This window comes from Pseudomonas sp. G11 (assembly GCF_029457515.1).
Taxonomy (GTDB): domain Bacteria; phylum Pseudomonadota; class Gammaproteobacteria; order Pseudomonadales; family Pseudomonadaceae; genus Aquipseudomonas; species Aquipseudomonas gorinensis.
The window spans coordinates 2,678,019-2,695,242 of the sequence record NZ_CP120377.1; the positions used below are offsets into that span (position 1 = coordinate 2,678,019).

At 54.9% G+C, this 17,224-nt stretch carries 17 protein-coding genes and 1 pseudogene; 2 read left to right on the forward strand and 16 right to left on the reverse strand.

The window, feature by feature from the left end; genetic code table 11:
- Nucleotides 1–515 precede the first annotated feature (515 nt).
- Nucleotides 516–857, reverse strand: a complete 342-nt coding sequence (locus P2T68_RS12435) for a helix-turn-helix transcriptional regulator (protein WP_029290882.1) — start codon at nucleotides 855–857, stop codon at nucleotides 516–518.
- A 209-nt stretch (nucleotides 858–1,066) separates the two neighbouring features.
- On the opposite strand from P2T68_RS12435, the gene P2T68_RS12440 reads away from it, so the two are divergent.
- Complete coding sequence (locus P2T68_RS12440; RefSeq protein ID WP_159994862.1) at nucleotides 1,067–1,324, forward strand: hypothetical protein; 258 nt, start codon at nucleotides 1,067–1,069, stop codon at nucleotides 1,322–1,324.
- A gap of 44 nt (nucleotides 1,325–1,368) precedes the next feature.
- On the opposite strand, the gene P2T68_RS12445 is transcribed toward P2T68_RS12440, so the two are convergent.
- The 14 genes and pseudogenes from P2T68_RS12445 to P2T68_RS12510 all read right to left on the reverse strand — a co-directional run bounded on the left by P2T68_RS12445 (nucleotide 1,369) and on the right by P2T68_RS12510 (nucleotide 14,741).
- Nucleotides 1,369–3,336, reverse strand: a complete 1,968-nt coding sequence (locus P2T68_RS12445; RefSeq protein ID WP_159994864.1) for a DNA topoisomerase III — start codon at nucleotides 3,334–3,336, stop codon at nucleotides 1,369–1,371.
- A 221-nt stretch (nucleotides 3,337–3,557) separates the two neighbouring features.
- Nucleotides 3,558–4,028: a single-stranded DNA-binding protein gene (locus tag P2T68_RS12450; protein WP_159994866.1), complete on the reverse strand. Its 471-nt coding sequence runs from the start codon at nucleotides 4,026–4,028 to the stop codon at nucleotides 3,558–3,560.
- The gene (locus P2T68_RS12455) at nucleotides 4,025–4,543 is read right to left on the reverse strand and encodes a DUF3158 family protein (protein ID WP_029290889.1); all 519 of its coding nucleotides are present in this window, start codon (nucleotides 4,541–4,543) and stop codon (nucleotides 4,025–4,027) included. The genes P2T68_RS12450 and P2T68_RS12455 overlap by 4 nt, the downstream gene beginning before the upstream one ends.
- Entirely contained in the window at nucleotides 4,540–5,295 is a 756-nt protein-coding gene (locus P2T68_RS12460; protein WP_029290892.1) for a PFL_4669 family integrating conjugative element protein, read from the reverse strand. The genes P2T68_RS12455 and P2T68_RS12460 overlap by 4 nt, the downstream gene beginning before the upstream one ends.
- 146 nt (nucleotides 5,296–5,441) lie before the next feature.
- A complete protein-coding gene (locus P2T68_RS12465; RefSeq protein ID WP_029290894.1) occupies nucleotides 5,442–6,632 on the reverse strand; it encodes an STY4528 family pathogenicity island replication protein in 1,191 nt (396 codons plus the stop codon).
- Nucleotides 6,629–7,177 (reverse strand): DUF2857 domain-containing protein, encoded by a 549-nt coding sequence (locus tag P2T68_RS12470; RefSeq protein ID WP_159994868.1) that lies wholly within the window; start codon nucleotides 7,175–7,177, stop codon nucleotides 6,629–6,631. The genes P2T68_RS12465 and P2T68_RS12470 overlap by 4 nt, the downstream gene beginning before the upstream one ends.
- Nucleotides 7,174–8,760 (reverse strand): ParB family protein, encoded by a 1,587-nt coding sequence (locus P2T68_RS12475; RefSeq protein ID WP_277379396.1) that lies wholly within the window; start codon nucleotides 8,758–8,760, stop codon nucleotides 7,174–7,176. The genes P2T68_RS12470 and P2T68_RS12475 overlap by 4 nt, the downstream gene beginning before the upstream one ends.
- A 14-nt stretch (nucleotides 8,761–8,774) precedes the next feature.
- The gene (locus P2T68_RS12480; protein ID WP_029290900.1) at nucleotides 8,775–8,984 is read right to left on the reverse strand and encodes a hypothetical protein; all 210 of its coding nucleotides are present in this window, start codon (nucleotides 8,982–8,984) and stop codon (nucleotides 8,775–8,777) included.
- A gap of 85 nt (nucleotides 8,985–9,069) precedes the next feature.
- Nucleotides 9,070–9,912, reverse strand: coding sequence for a ParA family protein (locus P2T68_RS12485; RefSeq protein ID WP_159994872.1), 843 nt, complete (start codon nucleotides 9,910–9,912; stop codon nucleotides 9,070–9,072).
- Nucleotides 9,913–9,916: 4 nt separating this feature from the next.
- Nucleotides 9,917–10,147 (reverse strand): AlpA family transcriptional regulator, encoded by a 231-nt coding sequence (locus P2T68_RS12490; protein ID WP_159994874.1) that lies wholly within the window; start codon nucleotides 10,145–10,147, stop codon nucleotides 9,917–9,919.
- A gap of 112 nt (nucleotides 10,148–10,259) precedes the next feature.
- Nucleotides 10,260–11,009: a hypothetical protein gene (locus P2T68_RS12495; RefSeq protein WP_159994876.1), complete on the reverse strand. Its 750-nt coding sequence runs from the start codon at nucleotides 11,007–11,009 to the stop codon at nucleotides 10,260–10,262.
- Nucleotides 11,010–12,122: 1,113 nt separating this feature from the next.
- Nucleotides 12,123–12,641 (reverse strand): annotated as a pseudogene (locus tag P2T68_RS12500) (AMP-binding protein); the annotation flags it as partial.
- Between the two features lie 102 nt (nucleotides 12,642–12,743).
- Entirely contained in the window at nucleotides 12,744–13,457 is a 714-nt protein-coding gene (locus P2T68_RS12505) for an NAD(P)H-dependent oxidoreductase (RefSeq protein ID WP_277379397.1), read from the reverse strand.
- Between the two features lie 36 nt (nucleotides 13,458–13,493).
- Nucleotides 13,494–14,741 (reverse strand): acyl-CoA dehydrogenase family protein, encoded by a 1,248-nt coding sequence (locus tag P2T68_RS12510; protein WP_277379398.1) that lies wholly within the window; start codon nucleotides 14,739–14,741, stop codon nucleotides 13,494–13,496.
- A gap of 130 nt (nucleotides 14,742–14,871) precedes the next feature.
- Between P2T68_RS12510 and P2T68_RS12515 the strand changes: the two genes are divergently transcribed.
- Nucleotides 14,872–15,864, forward strand: a complete 993-nt coding sequence (locus tag P2T68_RS12515; protein ID WP_277379399.1) for a helix-turn-helix domain-containing protein — start codon at nucleotides 14,872–14,874, stop codon at nucleotides 15,862–15,864.
- Nucleotides 15,865–15,900: 36 nt separating this feature from the next.
- Here the strand turns inward: P2T68_RS12515 and P2T68_RS12520 are convergent, their stop codons facing one another.
- Entirely contained in the window at nucleotides 15,901–16,830 is a 930-nt protein-coding gene (locus tag P2T68_RS12520) for a helix-turn-helix domain-containing protein (protein ID WP_277379400.1), read from the reverse strand.
- Nucleotides 16,831–17,224 lie beyond the last annotated feature (394 nt).

Consider the following 17,224-nt stretch of genomic DNA (forward strand, 5'->3'; position numbering starts at 1 on the left):
TTAAGGCCGGAATACAATGGCAGTCACTGGATTGAAGAAAGTGAAGAGCGGGCCTGGCGGGGTGCCAGGCGAGGAACAGAAAAGCCACCTTTGGCGGTCTTACGCAGTCGACAAGCTCCTCGCAAAACTTGGTTTAACTGCGCCATGATTCGCCAACCGACCCTTGTCGTGGCCTGGGTCGGAAGCTGCTGGCACGCATCCGCGCACAAAGGGTGCCCAGTGTTTCCCCGGCGGGCTCCGGGACTGAATACGATCGTCGAAGCGGATGACCGCTATTGCCTGGCAGAGGCAACAGTGGTCATCCGCCACCACAATCAGGTCGAGCACAAAATGGGAGTGAAATTCCGCAGAAGAGAAGGCTCCGAACTCTAGGAGTCCGACCGAGCTGCCCGGAGCGAATCGGTCTTGGGTCGCCGTTGGCGGTGATCCTGAGGCACTACAGCAGAGAGGGTGGGACGACGTCAAGACAGAGGGCGTCCCTCAGAGCCCCCTATATCGAATGCGAGCGAAGGAGCTCACTTGTTGGCGAGATGAGCGGCTAATTGTTCGACGGTTGCCAAGATATAGGCACGGTCGCTTTCTTTCAGTCCACTCAGCAGACCTGCGATCATCTGGCCCTGGTCATTGGGACGATTGCTCGACTCCGTCAGCAGTTCATCCATTCGGCAGTCGAAAATGTCCGCCAACTGCATCAGCTTGACCACGGAAAGCTCCACTACACCCCGCTCCAGGCGCGATATGGCTTCACTGCCGATCCCCATGCGCTCAGCCACCTCTTCCTGGGTCAGATTACGCTCGGTCCGGTGTTTCGCGATCATGCGCCCGATTTGGGCTTGGGTTGGATGTTTATGTGCCAAGTGATGAGTTCTCCAGTTCAACCCGAATGGTTGAGCAAAGACCTATTGACATGAACATCCTTAGCGGTTGAGTATCGACTTTTTGGGTTGCTATATTGGCTGAAATCGCTGTGTAATGCGACGTGGGTTCTATTCCTCCAGGAATCAGAGTCCAGGGTGGCCCGTGAGAATGAATGGTCTGATAGGGCCAAGCTGAGGAATGGTTGAGCATGGAAGAGCAGAGCGAGAACGTCATGGATCTGATCTGGGATCGAACACTGGAGCTGTTCATCAAGATTCATGATTGCCCTGATAACCACGAACACTTCGACAGCCTTGTCCGTTGGCTCAACGAAAATCCTGCTCACCTGAAAGCGTTCAACGAACTAGGGCAGATATGGATTTCGACAGGCATCGCCTTGGCGCGTGAAATCGGACAACCACTCAGCGACTTAGAGAGGGATCAGCCGCCGTTGATGATGCACTGACCAGTACATCGCCTCCAATATTCATGTTGATCTTCAATGGCGCGTCATGGGCGACACGAATCTTTTCTGATGGGCACAGTGCCTTTGCAGTCTGGGTAGTGGGAGCACGACCAAAATGGCCCTGATTTCCCCTTTCGTCTGAGTGTTGAGGCATTGCATATGGGGCAGGCTGGACCGGCTTCGACAGGTACCGCCAAGGTGAGCGTTCCGCAGTGTTCGACCAATTGCGCAATCCAAGTCGCCTGCTTGGCGACGAACGCATCCAGGGTCAGACGTCCCACTTCGATTTCGTCCAGAGCCTGTTCCCAGATCGCGGTCATACCCGGATCCGCGACTGCAGCAGGTACCGCCTCGATCAGGGTATGGGCCGCTGCGGAGGCCATCAAGGCGCGTTTTTTCTTCAGCAAATAACCGCGATCAATCAACCCCTTGATGATACCGGCTCGCGTGGCTTCGGTGCCGATACCGGTGGTGTCCCGAAGTTTTTGTTTCAGGCGTGGGTCGTTGACCAGCTTGGCCACATTTTTCATGGCCTTGATCAGATCGCCCTCAGTGAGTGGTTTGGGAGCGGCAGTGCGCATGGACTTGAGTTCGACGTCGTCCACTGCGCACTGAGTACCTTGTTGTAAGTCTGGTAAGACTTGAGACTTTTGACTGGGCGCATCGTCCTCGGTGTTGTCGGAGAGCAAGCCTTTCCAGCCCTGGACCAGGATCTGTTTGCCAACAGCGGTCAATCGTTCTTCGCCACACTTCAGTTCGACCTGGGTCCGATCAAACTCATGATGCGGAAGAAATTGCGCGAGGTAGTGGCTACGAATCAGTTCGTAGACTTGGCGTTCTTGTTCGGACATCCGCGCCAGGTTCGCCGGCTCGATGGTGGGGATGATGCCGTGATGCGCTGTGACCTTGGCATCGTTCCACGCACGGGAGTGCAGTAATCGATCGAGTCCTCCCAGTGCGGGCAGCAGTGCAGGATCTGTTTCGAACAGGGCATCGAATACCGCGGGTACCTCGTCGAACATACTCTCAGGCAAATATCGGCAATCGCTGCGCGGGTAGGTGGTGGCTTTGTGGGTTTCATACAGAGCCTGGGCGATGTTCAGGGTTTCCTGAACGCCGAGTCCCAGCTTGCGTGAGCAGACTTCTTGCAGTGTGCTCAGGTCTAAGGGCAGGGGTGGCGGTTCTCGGGAATGCTCAGTCTGCAGCGAGAGTACTGTGGCGGTCTTACTGCTAGAGATCGCTTGGACCGCGTGACGGGCAAGCGCCTGCTGCAGGCAACGACCGGCCTCATCTCGTCCTGAGCTTGGTGGTAACCACGATGCGATGAATGGTTGTCCCATTGAGGACAGGTGCACATCCACGTCCCAGTAGGGTACCGAGACGAAGCTGGCAATCGCGCGATCCCGATCGACTACCAGACGTAAAGTGGGTGTCTGGACGCGTCCAACCGACAATACTCCGTCATAGCCCGCCCGCCGTCCGAGGAGGGTAAACAAGCGACTAAGGTTCATACCGATCAGCCAGTCGGCGCGGCTGCGGGCGAGGGCTGAATGATAGAGCGGGAAGGTCTCCTGGCCGGACTTCAGCGAGGACAATGCTTTGCGAATCGACGCCTCGTTGAGTGCGGATAACCAGAGGCGCTGAACGGGGCCTCGATACTTGCAGAGCTCCAGTAACTCGCGGGCAATCATTTCACCTTCGCGATCGGCGTCGGTGGCGATGACGACGGTGGTAGCTTCGTTGAGCAGCTGTTTGATGATTTTGAACTGCGCGACAGTCTTGGGTTTGACCTCAACCCTCCACTGCGTAGGGAGGATCGGTAGATGATCCAACGACCAGGTTTTGTACTGATCGCCATAGGCTTCAGGTGGGGCCGTTTCCAGCAGGTGACCGATACACCAGGTGACGGTTGAATCGGTGCCGATCAGGCAACCATCACCGCGTCGAGTGGCTCCGAGAACCTTGGCGATGTCACGACCTTGGGAAGGTTTCTCGCAGAGGAAGAGACGCATGGAACTACTCCGGATTGAGTTCGGAGCAGCGTTGTTGGAAACAGCCGTTGCGAGATATGAGAAACCTGAATGGCAGGTTCCTCATATTAGTCGGTGAGGACGGGCATAAATGGTCCGAGGCCGCTAGCCGATTGCAGCGTGGACGATAGTGTGGATCTTCACGAGCAGCGAGTAATAACAACCAGCAACTTCGCGCAAAGGCGCAATTTTTATGCCTGAAGTCAGTCCGTAGATGGCTGTCCTCTGCGCTTTCGGGGTTTGGACGTAGCTGAACTGGCCTGCTCTGTATTTTGCCCGACGTGCGTCGCAGATGCCGCCGGTTCACTGGAGCGTTCCCGCATGACCACACTGTGCACCCGGTGAGGCAGGATGCCGACTCGACGGGCCTCGATCTTGAAGGTCACCCGCGCATTGTCATCGCTGTCCTCCCACTCATCGCGCACGGTGCGGCCTTCGACCAATACGCGCATACCTTTCCGATACAGCGTGCTCCAGTGTTCAGCCTCGCGGTGCCAGAGCTCAACCGGCGCCCAATAGCCGCCTCGATCTTCATAGCTGCCATCGCGTGGCACGGGGTTGTCGAAGTACACATTCAGCCTTAGCAAACGCCGTGGCTCGTCATTACCTGACGGAAATTCCTGGAACTCTGGCGCACTGCCGATATTGCCTTCGCCGACGAAAAAAGTACTCATCGTGATACCTCCACTGCGGTTGTGAACTGGCGCAGCAGCCGTTCGGCACTGTCCATTTTGATCGCACAGGTCGTGGCCTGGCGGTAGAGCGAATGCACCACACTCATCTGTAGATTCAGTGCGATGCGATTGCATTCGAAACGGCGCAATCCCTCGCGTACTACCTGCGTCAGGGCTTTGTTGGAGATCTGGCGTTCCCAGACCGCCACCCCCATACGGGTGAAGTCACGGGTGCGCCAACGCAAAAAGGTGCTGCCAGCGCTGGTGTTCTGCAGCACCAATCGGATACCCAGCAGTGAGTAAGGGGGCTGTCCGGCTTGCTGCACCACAGCCTCCATCAAGTCACATAACTGCGCCTCGATTTCCCTCGCCATCTGCGCCAGCTGCTCCAACTCCCCCTTACCCTTAAAAGGTTTTAAAAGGCCTTTTAGGGAGGCCGCGTGTTCGAGCTGCCGATAAGCATCCGGTGTCAACGCTTCGAAGGGCATTGGTTGAATCGGGATCATGGGATTCATGCTTCGTCCTCCGACTCATCCACTGTCGCAGATGGCTCTCCGGCTTCCTCTGCCAACGCGTCAGCATCATCCACTGCTACCGCACCACGACGAATGATTGGCGGCGCGAACTGGGAGCGACGAATACCTTCAAGGATGTCCATCGGGGGCAAACCCAGTTTCTCAATGGCCGCAATGGCACGGGCGTTGTTCGCCGCCATGTCGTCGCGGGTGACGCCAGCATGCCGATAGCGTTGCGCTTGGCCGAACAGGCTGCGCAGCAGATGGGCACCGTCGTCGATCCAGGCTTCCATGTCTCTGCGACCGATCAGGGCGGTGTGATGGGCCAATAGGGTACGACGCACCAGGGTGTCGTAATCGGTCAGCAGGTAGACCGCCAGAAAACCCAGCTGGCTGCCGATATACAACGGCAAGGTCACGGGGTGGATATTGAGGTTGTCGCCCATATCGATCTGCGTCGGCAGGTCTTGTCTGATCCGATCCAGCTGTTGGGTCAGTTCCAGCATTCCGATCTTGGCTTGCGTCAGTTTTTCTTCGAGTTGCACGATGGCCCAGTCGGCATAGGGATCATCCTGGGCCGCGGTTTGTTTGATCAGGTTGGTGGCACTGATGTAACCGGCCATGCCCATGATCGAGTGGACGCCTTCGCGTGCGGTCCGACCTTGCCAGATACGGGCAGCGTGGTGAGTGTGCAGGGTCAGGGTAATGCTGCTGCGCAATGAACCCAGATTGAGTTGATAGTGATCGGCCACGGTGATGTCCTCGCATTCGCTTGGAGGGGAACGTTGCGACAGATGAGAGGTAAAGACAGCCAAAAAGCTGAATGCGGTCTGTTCGGTTTGGTTTAAGAGTGCTAACTATGTAGACGTCAGTAGATTTGATGCCAGTGGCATCAAATCTATTGACGTCCACCGCGTTTGCCACGCAGTTGGCGTAGCTCATTCAGGCACGCTAGTGCGAGGGCGGATGCGGGTTCGCCCTGTTGTCGAGTTGATCGCGAGGTGGCCGGTAGGGGCGGTTCTGCAATGGGTAAAGGTTCTGCCTGACCTGCCCAAGGACGAAAATCGCCTTTCAGCGCACGCTGGATTAGACCCATCAGATAGGCCGCTGGCTTGCGGATTCCACCGGCCGCACAGCGTGCCCCCGCTTCGTTGAGCACCGCCTGCCGATCCGCTGGTTTAAGTTTGTTCAACGCCACGGTGACGGCCTGATGCTCGCTTGGGCTCAGGTGCAGTGGGGTGGGCCAGAGCAGGTTATCCACCGCCGGGGTCGCGCGCGGTACAGTACAAATACTTTCTTTTAATACAGTACAGGCGGCGTTCGGATTCCGAACGGTGCCGGAAACGCTGGTGTTCAAGCCTGGTTCGGATTCCGAACGAAGGTCTGCACGATTCCGAACGCGGTGATCGCCACCCCGTTCGGAGTCGCGTAACGCGTCAGCGGTTGCCCGATCCAATCCTTGCTGTGTCCAATGTTCGCCCCAACTGTCGAGCCGCGTCGGTAACCGATCCCGATCGATATTCGTGTCCTGGCGGACCTCCTCCACTACGTGCTGGGCGACAATACGCACCGCTTTGGTGGCATGAGCGAGGGCATGTCCGACCAGCTCCAGGTAATCCTGATCCAGTTCCATGGCCTCTGCGGGGGTTAACGGCTCATCGTGTAGAACATACAGAGAACCTTGATGACGTCCGCTGATCTGATCGCGGGCGCGACTCACCAAGCTGAGCCAGCGGGTCAGTCTGAGCATCGTCAAGACGCGGGCGATGGTTTCACGGGAAGCTGATGCACCGTAGGGCACGCTCGAAAGGTACGGCTGCAAATCTTCATAGCGCGGCGTGACCACGCCCTGGCCTTGCAACATGAGTCGAAATACTTGCCAGGCATTACGTTCCAACGGCGTCAACCGACTATCCAGCAGCAGTCGACGCGGCACGACTTCGTGTGATTGACCACTGAACAGAAAACCAGCTTGCAGAGCCTGGTAAGAGGGCTGTTCAGTGGTAGGGCGTGCTGGCCAGCGTTCACTCAGCTGTTGGGTGCATTGCTGCAGGACACGCTGCCAGCGACTGGAAGGGGCGGTGTTCATATTTCGTTGCTGTAATGGTCGATCTGCTGCCACACGATGGTCAAGCTGATCTGTTGTTCTTCGGCCAGCATCATCATGGCGTCGAGCTGATCCTCGGTACCGTCCTGCGCGCGTAGCTGGCACCATCGCTGCCAGAGCGCATGTTCCTGGGCTTCGCTCAAATGCTGAGGACGGCCCTTACGGGTTTCTATCTTGAGCAGGCGTCGACGCAGGGCGGTTTCCGAATGCGCCAAGCCGAAGCAGCGATACATGATGGTGCTGCTGGCGCCCAGCTTGAGCGCTCGATTGATCAGCCGTTCGTTCTGCTCGTCGCGTTCGGCTTGCTCGATCAACCGATGTAGCACCGGCGAGTCAATCTTGACCTCAACCCAAGGTACGGTGGCATGGGCCAGGCGCGACAGCGTGGTGGGCGGTAAGGATTGCAACAGGTAGATGTCGTCCTCACCCAAGCCGAGTGCTTTGCAGCGTTGCAGGTTACCCAGGCGCAACTCGTGAAGGACCTGGGTCAGCATGGCCTGGTTGAGCACATTGAAGGATAAGCTCATGGCAATTCCTTCTGTGAGTTGACTTCATGGGGAAGCGTTAAGTCGATCAGGCGACGGGCTAGGCGGATCAGGCGATACAGTTTGATGAGCAAGCCGTCGGGCAGTCGCTCCAGTCCCACATCCACGGCGGGACGATCTGTCAGCGGGAGTTGGTAGACCCCCAACAACAACTGGCCGAACAGGGCTGAGGGCAGTTGCTTGCGGTCCTCCCAGTTAACGTCGTCTTGAGCGCGTAGCAGGGCCAGGAGCAGTAGGTGAACGCCGGTCGCGCGAGGCGCTGCAAGATCAAGTGGCTCGATGTTGAGGGCAAAACCCAAGCCATGCGTCTGATCGATGATGCTCTCGGGATGTCCGGCATAGGTCGCCATTTCCCGCGCCAGTCCGGCAATGGCTAAACGCAGTTCTTCGGGGCTATCCAGTGTGGGTGCGATGATCCAGATGTCGTCGATCGCGCATGCCTCGACGGTCGGTGCTGTATCGATTGAGATCTCGCGCTCGATCTGTTCACGAATCTGTTGAACACGTGACGGAGGGCTGACCTCTGAAACGACATTCGTTTCGTGCGGTGTTAGCCGTTCCTCTCGCGCTGTTTCGGTCAGGGACTTGGTCTCAGTTGATTTGGGATGAGGATCGGAGGAGAGAGGTTCTGCCGCGGCTTCATTAACGCTCGGCAGAGGGGTGTTCTCTGAGGGCGTGGTGATGACAATGCCAGGCGTCGAGATGACTCGTTGGGTATCGCTCAGCTCCAGGGCCAACATACGGTAGGACTGTCCGAGTAAACGGCTCATGCGTTCAAGCAGTTCATCCTGGAGCTGCTCAAGATCGAATGACTCGGGGTCGGTGTCAAAGTCGCCCAGGGTATCGAGCCAAAACTCGGCGAACGCAACAGTGACGGTTGGATAATGGTTCCAGGTTCGTTCGGCCTGGCTACGCAGACCGATTAGTCGTTCGATCTGTGGTTTACCCAATCCGGCATACAGGGTTTGTGGAATGGCGGGCAGTACGTGTTCAAGGGTGTCCAACATACGGCTGATGTGTGATTGCGAAATCGGATAGCCTCCAGCGGCAAGACGTCGTGCCAGCTCACGTTGTGATAGCAGAGCTCCCTCTCGTTCGAGCATGGCTTTGAGTTTGGCTACCGCCAGAGCCCGTTCGATGAACGTGAGTTGGCCATGTAGATCGCTTTCAGCCAGATGGCCGAGTAGGGCGGTGATTTCATTGCTCCAAGGCCGGAACAGGCAATGAATGCGAAAGAAGCGCTCGTCGCGGGTTTCCTGCCACAGCTCGCCGAGAATCGCCAATCGCGTATTACCGCCGTTGCGGATGATGAAATAGGTTTCTCCGGGGCGGCGGGTAATCGGTGGCGGTTGATCCAGCCCGCGTTCACGGATCGAAGCTTTGATATCGTCGTATAGAGGATTACGGATGAAGCGCGGGTTGTGTTCGTACGGCCGCAACTGCTCCAGCGTCACCAACATAGGCGTGTCAGCAAGTGGGTCGGACAGCCGCTCCAGTTCTGAAGCTCGAGGAAAATGGTCCTGATGCAGCTTGTCGGTGACTTCCTCCTGACTGAGCTTTTTCATCTGAATAACCTCAGTTAACGGCGGTTGTGCAAATGATCACCGACCTCGAACTTGACGATCTCGGCAGTCCCTGAACCTTCGAAGTGTCGGGAAAGTTCTGCGAGGAACCAGTTCATGGCCGAGCGCCCACCCTGCAGGCGAAAGACCACAGTGCAGTACTCCTCACAAGGTCGGTGGTGGGGTTGAATGGAGGGTGGAACGATGATGGGCAGTTGATCCAACATCAGAAGACTCCTAGCCAAACATGGTTGGTCTCAAGGTCGATCAAACTCAATGACGGGGTGAGAAATGCCAGTTGGGTGATTTGTCTCATTGAACATCCGCGCATCTGTTCACCGTAGATATCGCCTCGCGCCATTCCGGAGACAACTCAATGGCCAGCGCTTGCATAGTTTCCAATGCTGGTGGCGAGCGTCGTTCGCGTGACCGGCGCGTCTCGATTCGGTGGACTGGTAGGCCGAGGGAGGCGGCATTGAGATACGCCACTCGGTCTGGAACTATGGTTTCTAGAACCGAGATGTTGGTAGCCCCAGCGAAGGTCTCGCGCAGGTCTCGGATGATCATTCGCGTGTCTACTCGGATGCTATTTACCTGGTTCAGCAGCAGTCGCAACGGTGGCGGCGTAATACCCAGGTGACGAAATGATTCGAGATCACTGAACAGCCTCAAAGTGCCGCGGCGTAGTTCGCGGGCGGCTAGCATTTCCGGTGTGATGGGGGAGAGGGCGATATCGCAGGCGAGGATGGCCATCTCTACTAGCACGCTACGTGCGCCTTGGGTGTCGATCAAAAGCAGGTCATAACGGGGGCGAAAATCGTCGAGCAAATTGCGCAGCCGTAATCTCCCGTCAGGGGCGTGCAGCAGTAATGTACTCAACTGGCCCTGAGCGTCGTTGGAGATGATGAGGTCGAGCCCTGCAATCACGGTCCTGGAAATAATCTGTGCAGGCGTTGTTAACTTGAGTGCAATGAGCTCGTGAGCGCCAGCAATAGCTTTCTGGCTCAAGGCGTAATAGCTGGAGAGGGTGGGTTGGCTATCCAGATCGAGCAGTAGAACACGTAGACCAGCATCCGCCAGCAGACCGCCGAGATTGGCGGATACTGTGGTTTTGCCTACGCCACCTTTCGTTGAAACCACCGATAGCACATGCATGGCATCAGACCTGTTGGCCTAAGCGCTCAACGACCCACTGCTCGATTTCTAGCGAGTCCCAGCCAACCGCACGCAACCCTATGCGTTTGGCTTGAGGGAATTTACCTTCCTTCATCAGGTTATAGATGTGTGCACGCTTGAAGCCGGTTTTACGCTCCACCTCCTCACGCCGCATGATGTGACGTTCGAGCGGCGGTTGGAGCAAGTCTGCAATAGGTGAAAGCTGATTGAACATGATGGTCACTCCTGGCGTCGATTGGCGCGTAGTGGGAAGTGACCTGAATTGAATAGCAGAAACGGTAGAGAGTCATTGCACTGCAATTGGGATGATTGCGGTGCAATGGGACTCAGCGCTTCGAGAGACTTCGTTTGGCAGCAGCGAATTTTTCATCCAAGGTGCGCTTGGAAATGCCAGACAGGTTTTTATGGTGAGCGGTCAGCGCGTCGACAATGGCAGCTTGGGATCTGAAAACTGAATGAGGTTTTCCCGAGGGGGAGTGATCTAGGAAAAGGCTGACCATTGCACCGATGATGTGGAGGTACGCGGTTTCGCTCCGGTCGCTAACCTTACTATTGGTCTTGAGCAGGTGATGTATGTTCTCCTTTTCCAATCCGATACTTTCAAGTTCATTTAACAGTTGCTGATAGGCTGTTTCTATATTTTTTAACTGTAGTTGCAAGGCGTCCCGATCACATTGTAAGGTTAAATATGCACCTATACTTATAGTATTCTGCTGCTTGAGTGAACCTTCAAAAAGAAACGCCGGTCGCTGGTCAGGATAGTATCGCGACATCCAGAACCTAAGATCAGTATGGCGCACGGTTATTTGGTTGCAGTCAATGGGTGTTCCAGTTGCGACTGGCACGCCGAAGCAACCGTAGGCGAGTTCTCCATGTTGAATCCCATCCAAAATTTTTTCGGTATTTGCATGCAAACATGGCCACTGTGGGAAGGCGATTTTGAGCATGGTGGTGCAATGCCGCCCTGCCTCAAGAATTTCCCTCTCGAAGGCCATTAAGTTACACCAACGTAAGGCCGCATCAATGGGCCGATAAAAAATCTTCGCGTTGGGATGGCAGCTTCGAGTTGCGTACATAACAGTTTCTCCTCCTTGAAATCCGTTGCTCCTGAAGAGTTTATTTTTGAGTGTTTTCTTGAAAAATTTAGGCTTACTAAATTTAGGGGGCATCCAAACGAGCTTTGATGGAACCAACGGCTTTAACTGCTGAGCGAGCTTAATTCAGATCGGCTGAAAAAAAATGACAAAAAGTTGATGATTTCCGCCAATTTTTGCTGATTGACCGTTGGAGGCTCATACGTAGTTGATAATTTCTCTGCTGTCAAGCGATCAACCTATATTTTCATGCTCTGAAAGTGAGTTGAAGCAGTTGAACACCTAGAGCAGTTTTCAATCGTCATAACGGTCTTACTGCGTCCGTTTTCGCTCAGCAGCTAATAACAGCCTGACGCCGGAAGAGTTTGATATACAACCCGTTTCCTCGTTTGGCGAGGCTGCAGGTGCCAACGTTTTAGGCGGGTATTAGGGAAATATTATCGGCGTATACTAGCCGATCGAGAAATCTAATAGTGAGGAAACCTTTTAAGGAGTCATCCAACGGCTAATATTTCTTGCATGACTGACGGCGGATCGGATCAAAGGCGGCGGGATTGGAGACTGAATATTTTTACATTTGGGACGAGAAAACTTGACTCTCACTGGTTCGCTACTTTCATACGACGAGAGTAATAAGAAAGTCCGAATTGCTGGGCGTGATAAAAGTCTGGAGACCTATTCAGTACAAACTCCAGATGAACGTAAATGTTCCCTGTAGGCCGGTGCTGCGGGCAAAACTGTATTAGCCTTCTGCGTTCTACGCGTGGTCGCGTCTCTAAATCTTGAAAGGATAATTGATACAGCATTTACTTCTTCGTAGTTGCAAAAAGAAGATCTGGAATGGAAGAGGTTGGGCTCCTGTTGATAGGGGCACGTATTGGGAGGCTTTGGCTTGGCAGTTCTCTTTTTCGTAGACGGAAAAATTCGAGGTTTAATTTCAGTGAGAACTTCTAAGTACCGTAAAAGTGAACGAGACCTATCGACACTGGTGCGTGAGGCTACTGGAAAGATAGAACGTCTTTCTTCTTCGGGTATTAGAACAATCAAGTTTCTTTGTTTGGATTCAAGAATTCGCCAGCATTAGGTTTATTTCAGCGCGAACGCCGGATCGCCCTCGGCCAGGAACGCCTCGTAGTCCAGGTTGCTGACGGCCTGGCCTTCGCCGTATTCCGGGTCATTGACGTCGATGACCAGCGGCGGATGGTCCAGCATGCTGATCGCTGCGTGAATCACTTTATGGAATTCACGGTCAGTGATCAGCACCTTGGCTTCGCCATGCTGGAGCATGAACGCAATGGCTTCGGCGTCGAGCCGCACGTTGAGGGGGTTGAGCACGGCGCCGATCATCGGCACGCCGAAGTGCACTTCAAGCATCTCGGGGATGTTGGGCAGCATCACCGCCACGGTGTCGTTCTTGCCGATACCTCGACCGGCCAGCGCCGAGGCCAGACGTCGGCAACGGGTGTAGGTCTGCGCCCAGGTACGGCGAATGGAACCGTGGATGACGGCGGGGTAGTCGGGATAAACGTTGGCCGTGCGCTCGATGAAGCTGAGCGGTGACAGGGCGATGTGATTGACAGCCGAAGGGCCTAGCCCTTGTTCATAGATCGACATGTGCGGGTACTCGATGGCTGATTGTTAGCTCTATCAGTGATCCCTCGGCGTAGTTGCCGTGGTCACCTTTTATGTCCGGCTTGCTTAAATTCGAAAAAAATATTAGGTGTCGGGAGCAGAGAACGGCTGCAACTTTTCGTCGAACTGATTGAGCGAAACGAACGTAAGTGCTTCTAATGTGTCTAGTGAGCTCAAGTGCTGCCGATAGTGATCCAACAGGTCAGCGCGGGCTTCCTGAGAGAGATATGGCACGTGATGCGCAACAAAAGTCGGGAGCACCGCCATCCCGGTATACGCCAGCGTGCCGCGTAGAATGGGCTTGAGCATATCGTTAAGTTCACCGTGCACGCCGTCCTTGAGCAGCATGTGAGGTTGGCCGCCGATGGTGATGGCAAGCATGGCTTTCTTGCCAAGCAAACCTCCCTGATCATAAAAGCGCTTGCCACCGTAGCAAACGCCGGAAACAAGTACCCGGTCTATCCAGCCTTTCATGATCGCGGGCATTGAGAACCAATAGATCGGGAAGTTGAAGATCACAAGATCAGCTTTGAGCAACTTGTCTAGCTCCTCCTGGATATCGGGTGCGAGAGTTTGTTGTGAGTGATTGTGACGCTGCTCCAAGGCATAGGTCAGGTACTCGGGATTGGCACGGCTGCCAAAATCTGCAGCGCTGGCAATCGGATTCCACCTCATGGCATATAGGTCAGAAACTTCGACGCTATGCCCTTGCGCCTGCAGTTCTTCAACCGCCAGATTTTTCATGCTTGTATTAAACGACTGCGGCTCATTGTGCGAGTGGACAATTAGAATCTGCATTGGATCGCTCTCCATCGAATCGGCTCAGAAGTCCAATCAACCTGTAATTTCTTTACCGAAAATGCCGCGAGCAATTACCAGTTTTTGAATCTCATTGGTGCCTTCATAGATTTCGGCGATCTTGCAGTCGCGGTAAATCTCCTCAACTCGATAATGCGAACCATCAGCGGCTAGTTCGCGCATAAAGCCGTAACCACCAAAGATCTGTAGGGCGTCACGGGCAAATTCACCGGCGAGATTAGTGCCGTACCATTTGGCCATCGCGGCCTCGGGTTCCGGGAAAGCAAGCCCTTCGTCCATGCGTAAGGCGGCCTTGAGATACAGGTTGCGGGCATTTTCGACTTCAGTCGCACGCTCAGCCAGCTTGAACTGCCAATACTGGAACTGCGCGATGGCTTTGCCGAAAGCGCGGCGGCTCTTGAGTCGATCGACACTGTGATCAAACAGGGCCTGAGCCATGCCGGTCCCGCTTGCAGCAATCCCGATGCGTCCGTAAGTCAGCGTTTGCAATGCGATCTTAAGACCCTGCCCCGGCTGACCAACGATGTTCGCGAAGGGTACCTTGACGTTGTCGAAGTAGATGTCCGCCGTCAGTTGACCGTGGTTGCCCATTTTTTTGTCTGGTTCGCCAACACGAACGCCGGGCCAGTTCAATTCGACCACTAACTCGGTCATGCGCTCGCCATCGACGCAGAGCAATACAACAAAATCGGCGACAGGTGAGTTGCTAATGAAACGCTTGCGGCCGTTGACGATGTAGCCATCTTCGGTACGCGTGGCGTGGGTGCTCATGGCTTCGATGCTCAGGTCGGTACTGGCATTCGGTTCGGTAGTCGCAAAGCTCCCGATCTTGTCGCCGTTGAGCAAGGGCGTGAGATAGCGTTGTTTAATCGAGTCTGATCCGTGGTTCAGTGCATTGCCCGCGAGAATGCAATGCACGTCAACAATGGCGGCGACCGAGTTCGAGTGGTAGGCCAGTTCTTCGATCATCACTGCGGTGGCTGCAGTTGGATACTTGAGCCCGCGCCCGCCATTGTCGGCAGCAAAGGGGATACCGAACAAACCGGCTTTGGCCATCTTGGCGAACAAGTCGCGCGGGAAGGCTTCGACGGATTCTTCGGTATGACCAATAGAATAAGCCACTGGCGCGACATGCTCATCAGCGAAGCGACGAACCTCCTCGCGGATGGCCAGGATTTCCTCAGGGGTATTCAGGTCGTGGTACAGGCTGTTCTGGTAACGGGTAGTAGTCGCAGTGGCGGGTGCATCGGCAAAAACGGTCATTGAATTAATCTCGTATCCAGTTTGGAAGCAACGTTGCGAGAACTGTAGAGAGCTTCATGAGCGGGGGTAATAGGCAAAAACGACGGTAAATATGCGAATATCGCCATACCCAACTTTAAAGGTGCCCGCCATGCCTATCGTCGCGATCCTGGGGTTTGACGATTCCTATGCCTCCGTCATTGGAGGATTTGCCGACATGCTTCAGGTCGCCAATGCACATATGTCCAAGCAAGGGATGCCTTCAGCCGGACTTTTTGAGTGGCATTTCCTATCGCAAAACGGGCTGCCTGTGCGCACAAGCAACGGGCTTGAACTTGCAATGAGGTCACTCCCGCAGGACCAGTATTACGATCTGGTCTTTATCCCCAGCCTGCATTACCGGGGCTGGCATCCTTTTCGACAGTTTCTGGAGAATCAGACAGATGTGCGTGACTGGCTGGTCAAGCAATGGCTGCATGGCGCATGGCTTTGCGCGAATTGCACGGGCACCTTCCTGCTTGCCGAAACAGGCTTGCTCAATAACAAGGTTGCAACGACGACCTGGTGGCTGGAGGAGCACTTTCGCGAGCGATTCCCTGAGGTTGATCTGCAAATTCGTCCGGCGGTGACTGAATCTGATCGTCTGGTGTGCGGCGGTGCACATGCCACATTTCTGTTGCAGGCCATTCACGTGCTCAACAAATTTGCGGGAAAGGCCATTGCCATGCAGTGCGCCCGCAGCATGCTGATCGATTTGACCCAGACAATACAGACGCCCCTTCAACCCCTTATCGCCGATAGGACACACAACGATCCCTTGGTTCAACGCGCCCAGAAGTGGCTTCAGGATCACTTGGCGGAACAGGTGCGCATGACCGACCTGGCACAAAGGCTGGCCGTCAGCGAACGCACGTTAATCCGCCGCTTCAATACTGTGCTTAAGCAGTCACCGTTAACCTACTTGCAAAATTTGCGCATCGACACGGCGCGGGCGTTATTGGAGGCTGGCGACCTAAGCACCGAGCGTATCGCTCAATATGTCGGTTACAGCGACATCAGCTCGTTTTCCCGGCTATTTCGTGAGCGCGTCGGGTTCACGCCGGGAGCTTATCGAGCCAGGTTTCAATTACCCGAGGTGGATTAGCTGACGGATCCAGGTAGCAGACTGAACGCTAGTATCTCAATTCCGGCGCAGCAGGGACTGAGGGGAAACACCAAAGGCCTTGCGGAAGGCATGGCTGAAGTGTGAGAAATCGGAGAATCCAAAGTCTAGTGCTACCTGGGAAACGCTACGCGCCTGGCCTCGTTCGATGGCATTGCGGCTGGCTAACAAACGCTCTTGCCAGAGAACGGACATTGGAGACTTCTGGTGCCGGGCGAACGCGCGCGTCACGGTACGCGTCGAGACATGGTGAACACTGGCAATTTGCTCAACTGACAGCTCCTGATTGGACAGGTGCTTTTGAATGTAGATCATGATTCGACCATACAGGTCGCGCTCGTCGTTGGCTTTTTCCAAGCTCTGAACTTCAAGACTCAGCGCCAATAAATCCAGCAGCGTCTGGGAGAAACGCGTGGAAAAGTCGCTGTTTTCCAGAAAGGGCGGCGCTTCTACCACCTGGCGTAGCATTTCGCGGAGGGGGATGACCCCGGGGCGCCGATCGTCCAACACTATTGCGGTCAGGTTTTCCACCCCAGGCAGACGCATGCTTAGCATATGACGCGGGATGCGCACCAAATGATTGTTATTGCCCCCCAAGCTGTAACGAAAGGTCTGGGAGCCGTCATAAAGCATCATGTTTCCGGCACCGAGGACGGCCTTGCGTCCACCCTGTTCCATCTGGCCATAGCCATCCTGATAAAAGCCCAACCACAGATCCTCGTCAGGGCGGCTCCGCAAGTTCTTTGGCGTGCGCTCCCAAAAGTGCATGGACGAGGAGACGGTACACACATCGAGGGCTCCCAAGCCTCTGACGTGCAACTGGCCGTTGAACATGTGTTCATCGAGAGGTTTACTGAGGGCTGGTATGCAGTGTCGGCATACCACCTCCTTCCAGTATTCAAAGCGGTGCCGGGGGGCTTGGTTTTCAGTGGAGTAATCTGCGGACATTGAAGGCGCCTCCCACAATTGTCTGTTTTATCGACTGCTTGGAGCGTTGTCGAAGGGTGGAGGTACTGGCAGAGCAAAAAGCAGGCCAGTGGATCATTAACGTTGCCGACTGCGCACTGACGCACAGACAAAGCATGCCGTGTAAGGTTTTCGGTGCGATGAATACTCACCTCGGGTCAATTGGCGATGGGTGATGTGGGCGTATTTATGCTACATAAAGAACCAACACCTGATGTTAGGTGTTTCGAGTGCTTCTTTAAGAGGCACTCATTGGGATTTATTTTCCCCTCTGTTTTCCCTGTGGTTCTCTGTATTTAACCGGATGTCCTTTTCAGCCAAGTGCTTGTCCTTGTAAACCAAGCCAAACGCGATGTTCCAGCCTACCTTCTGTTCT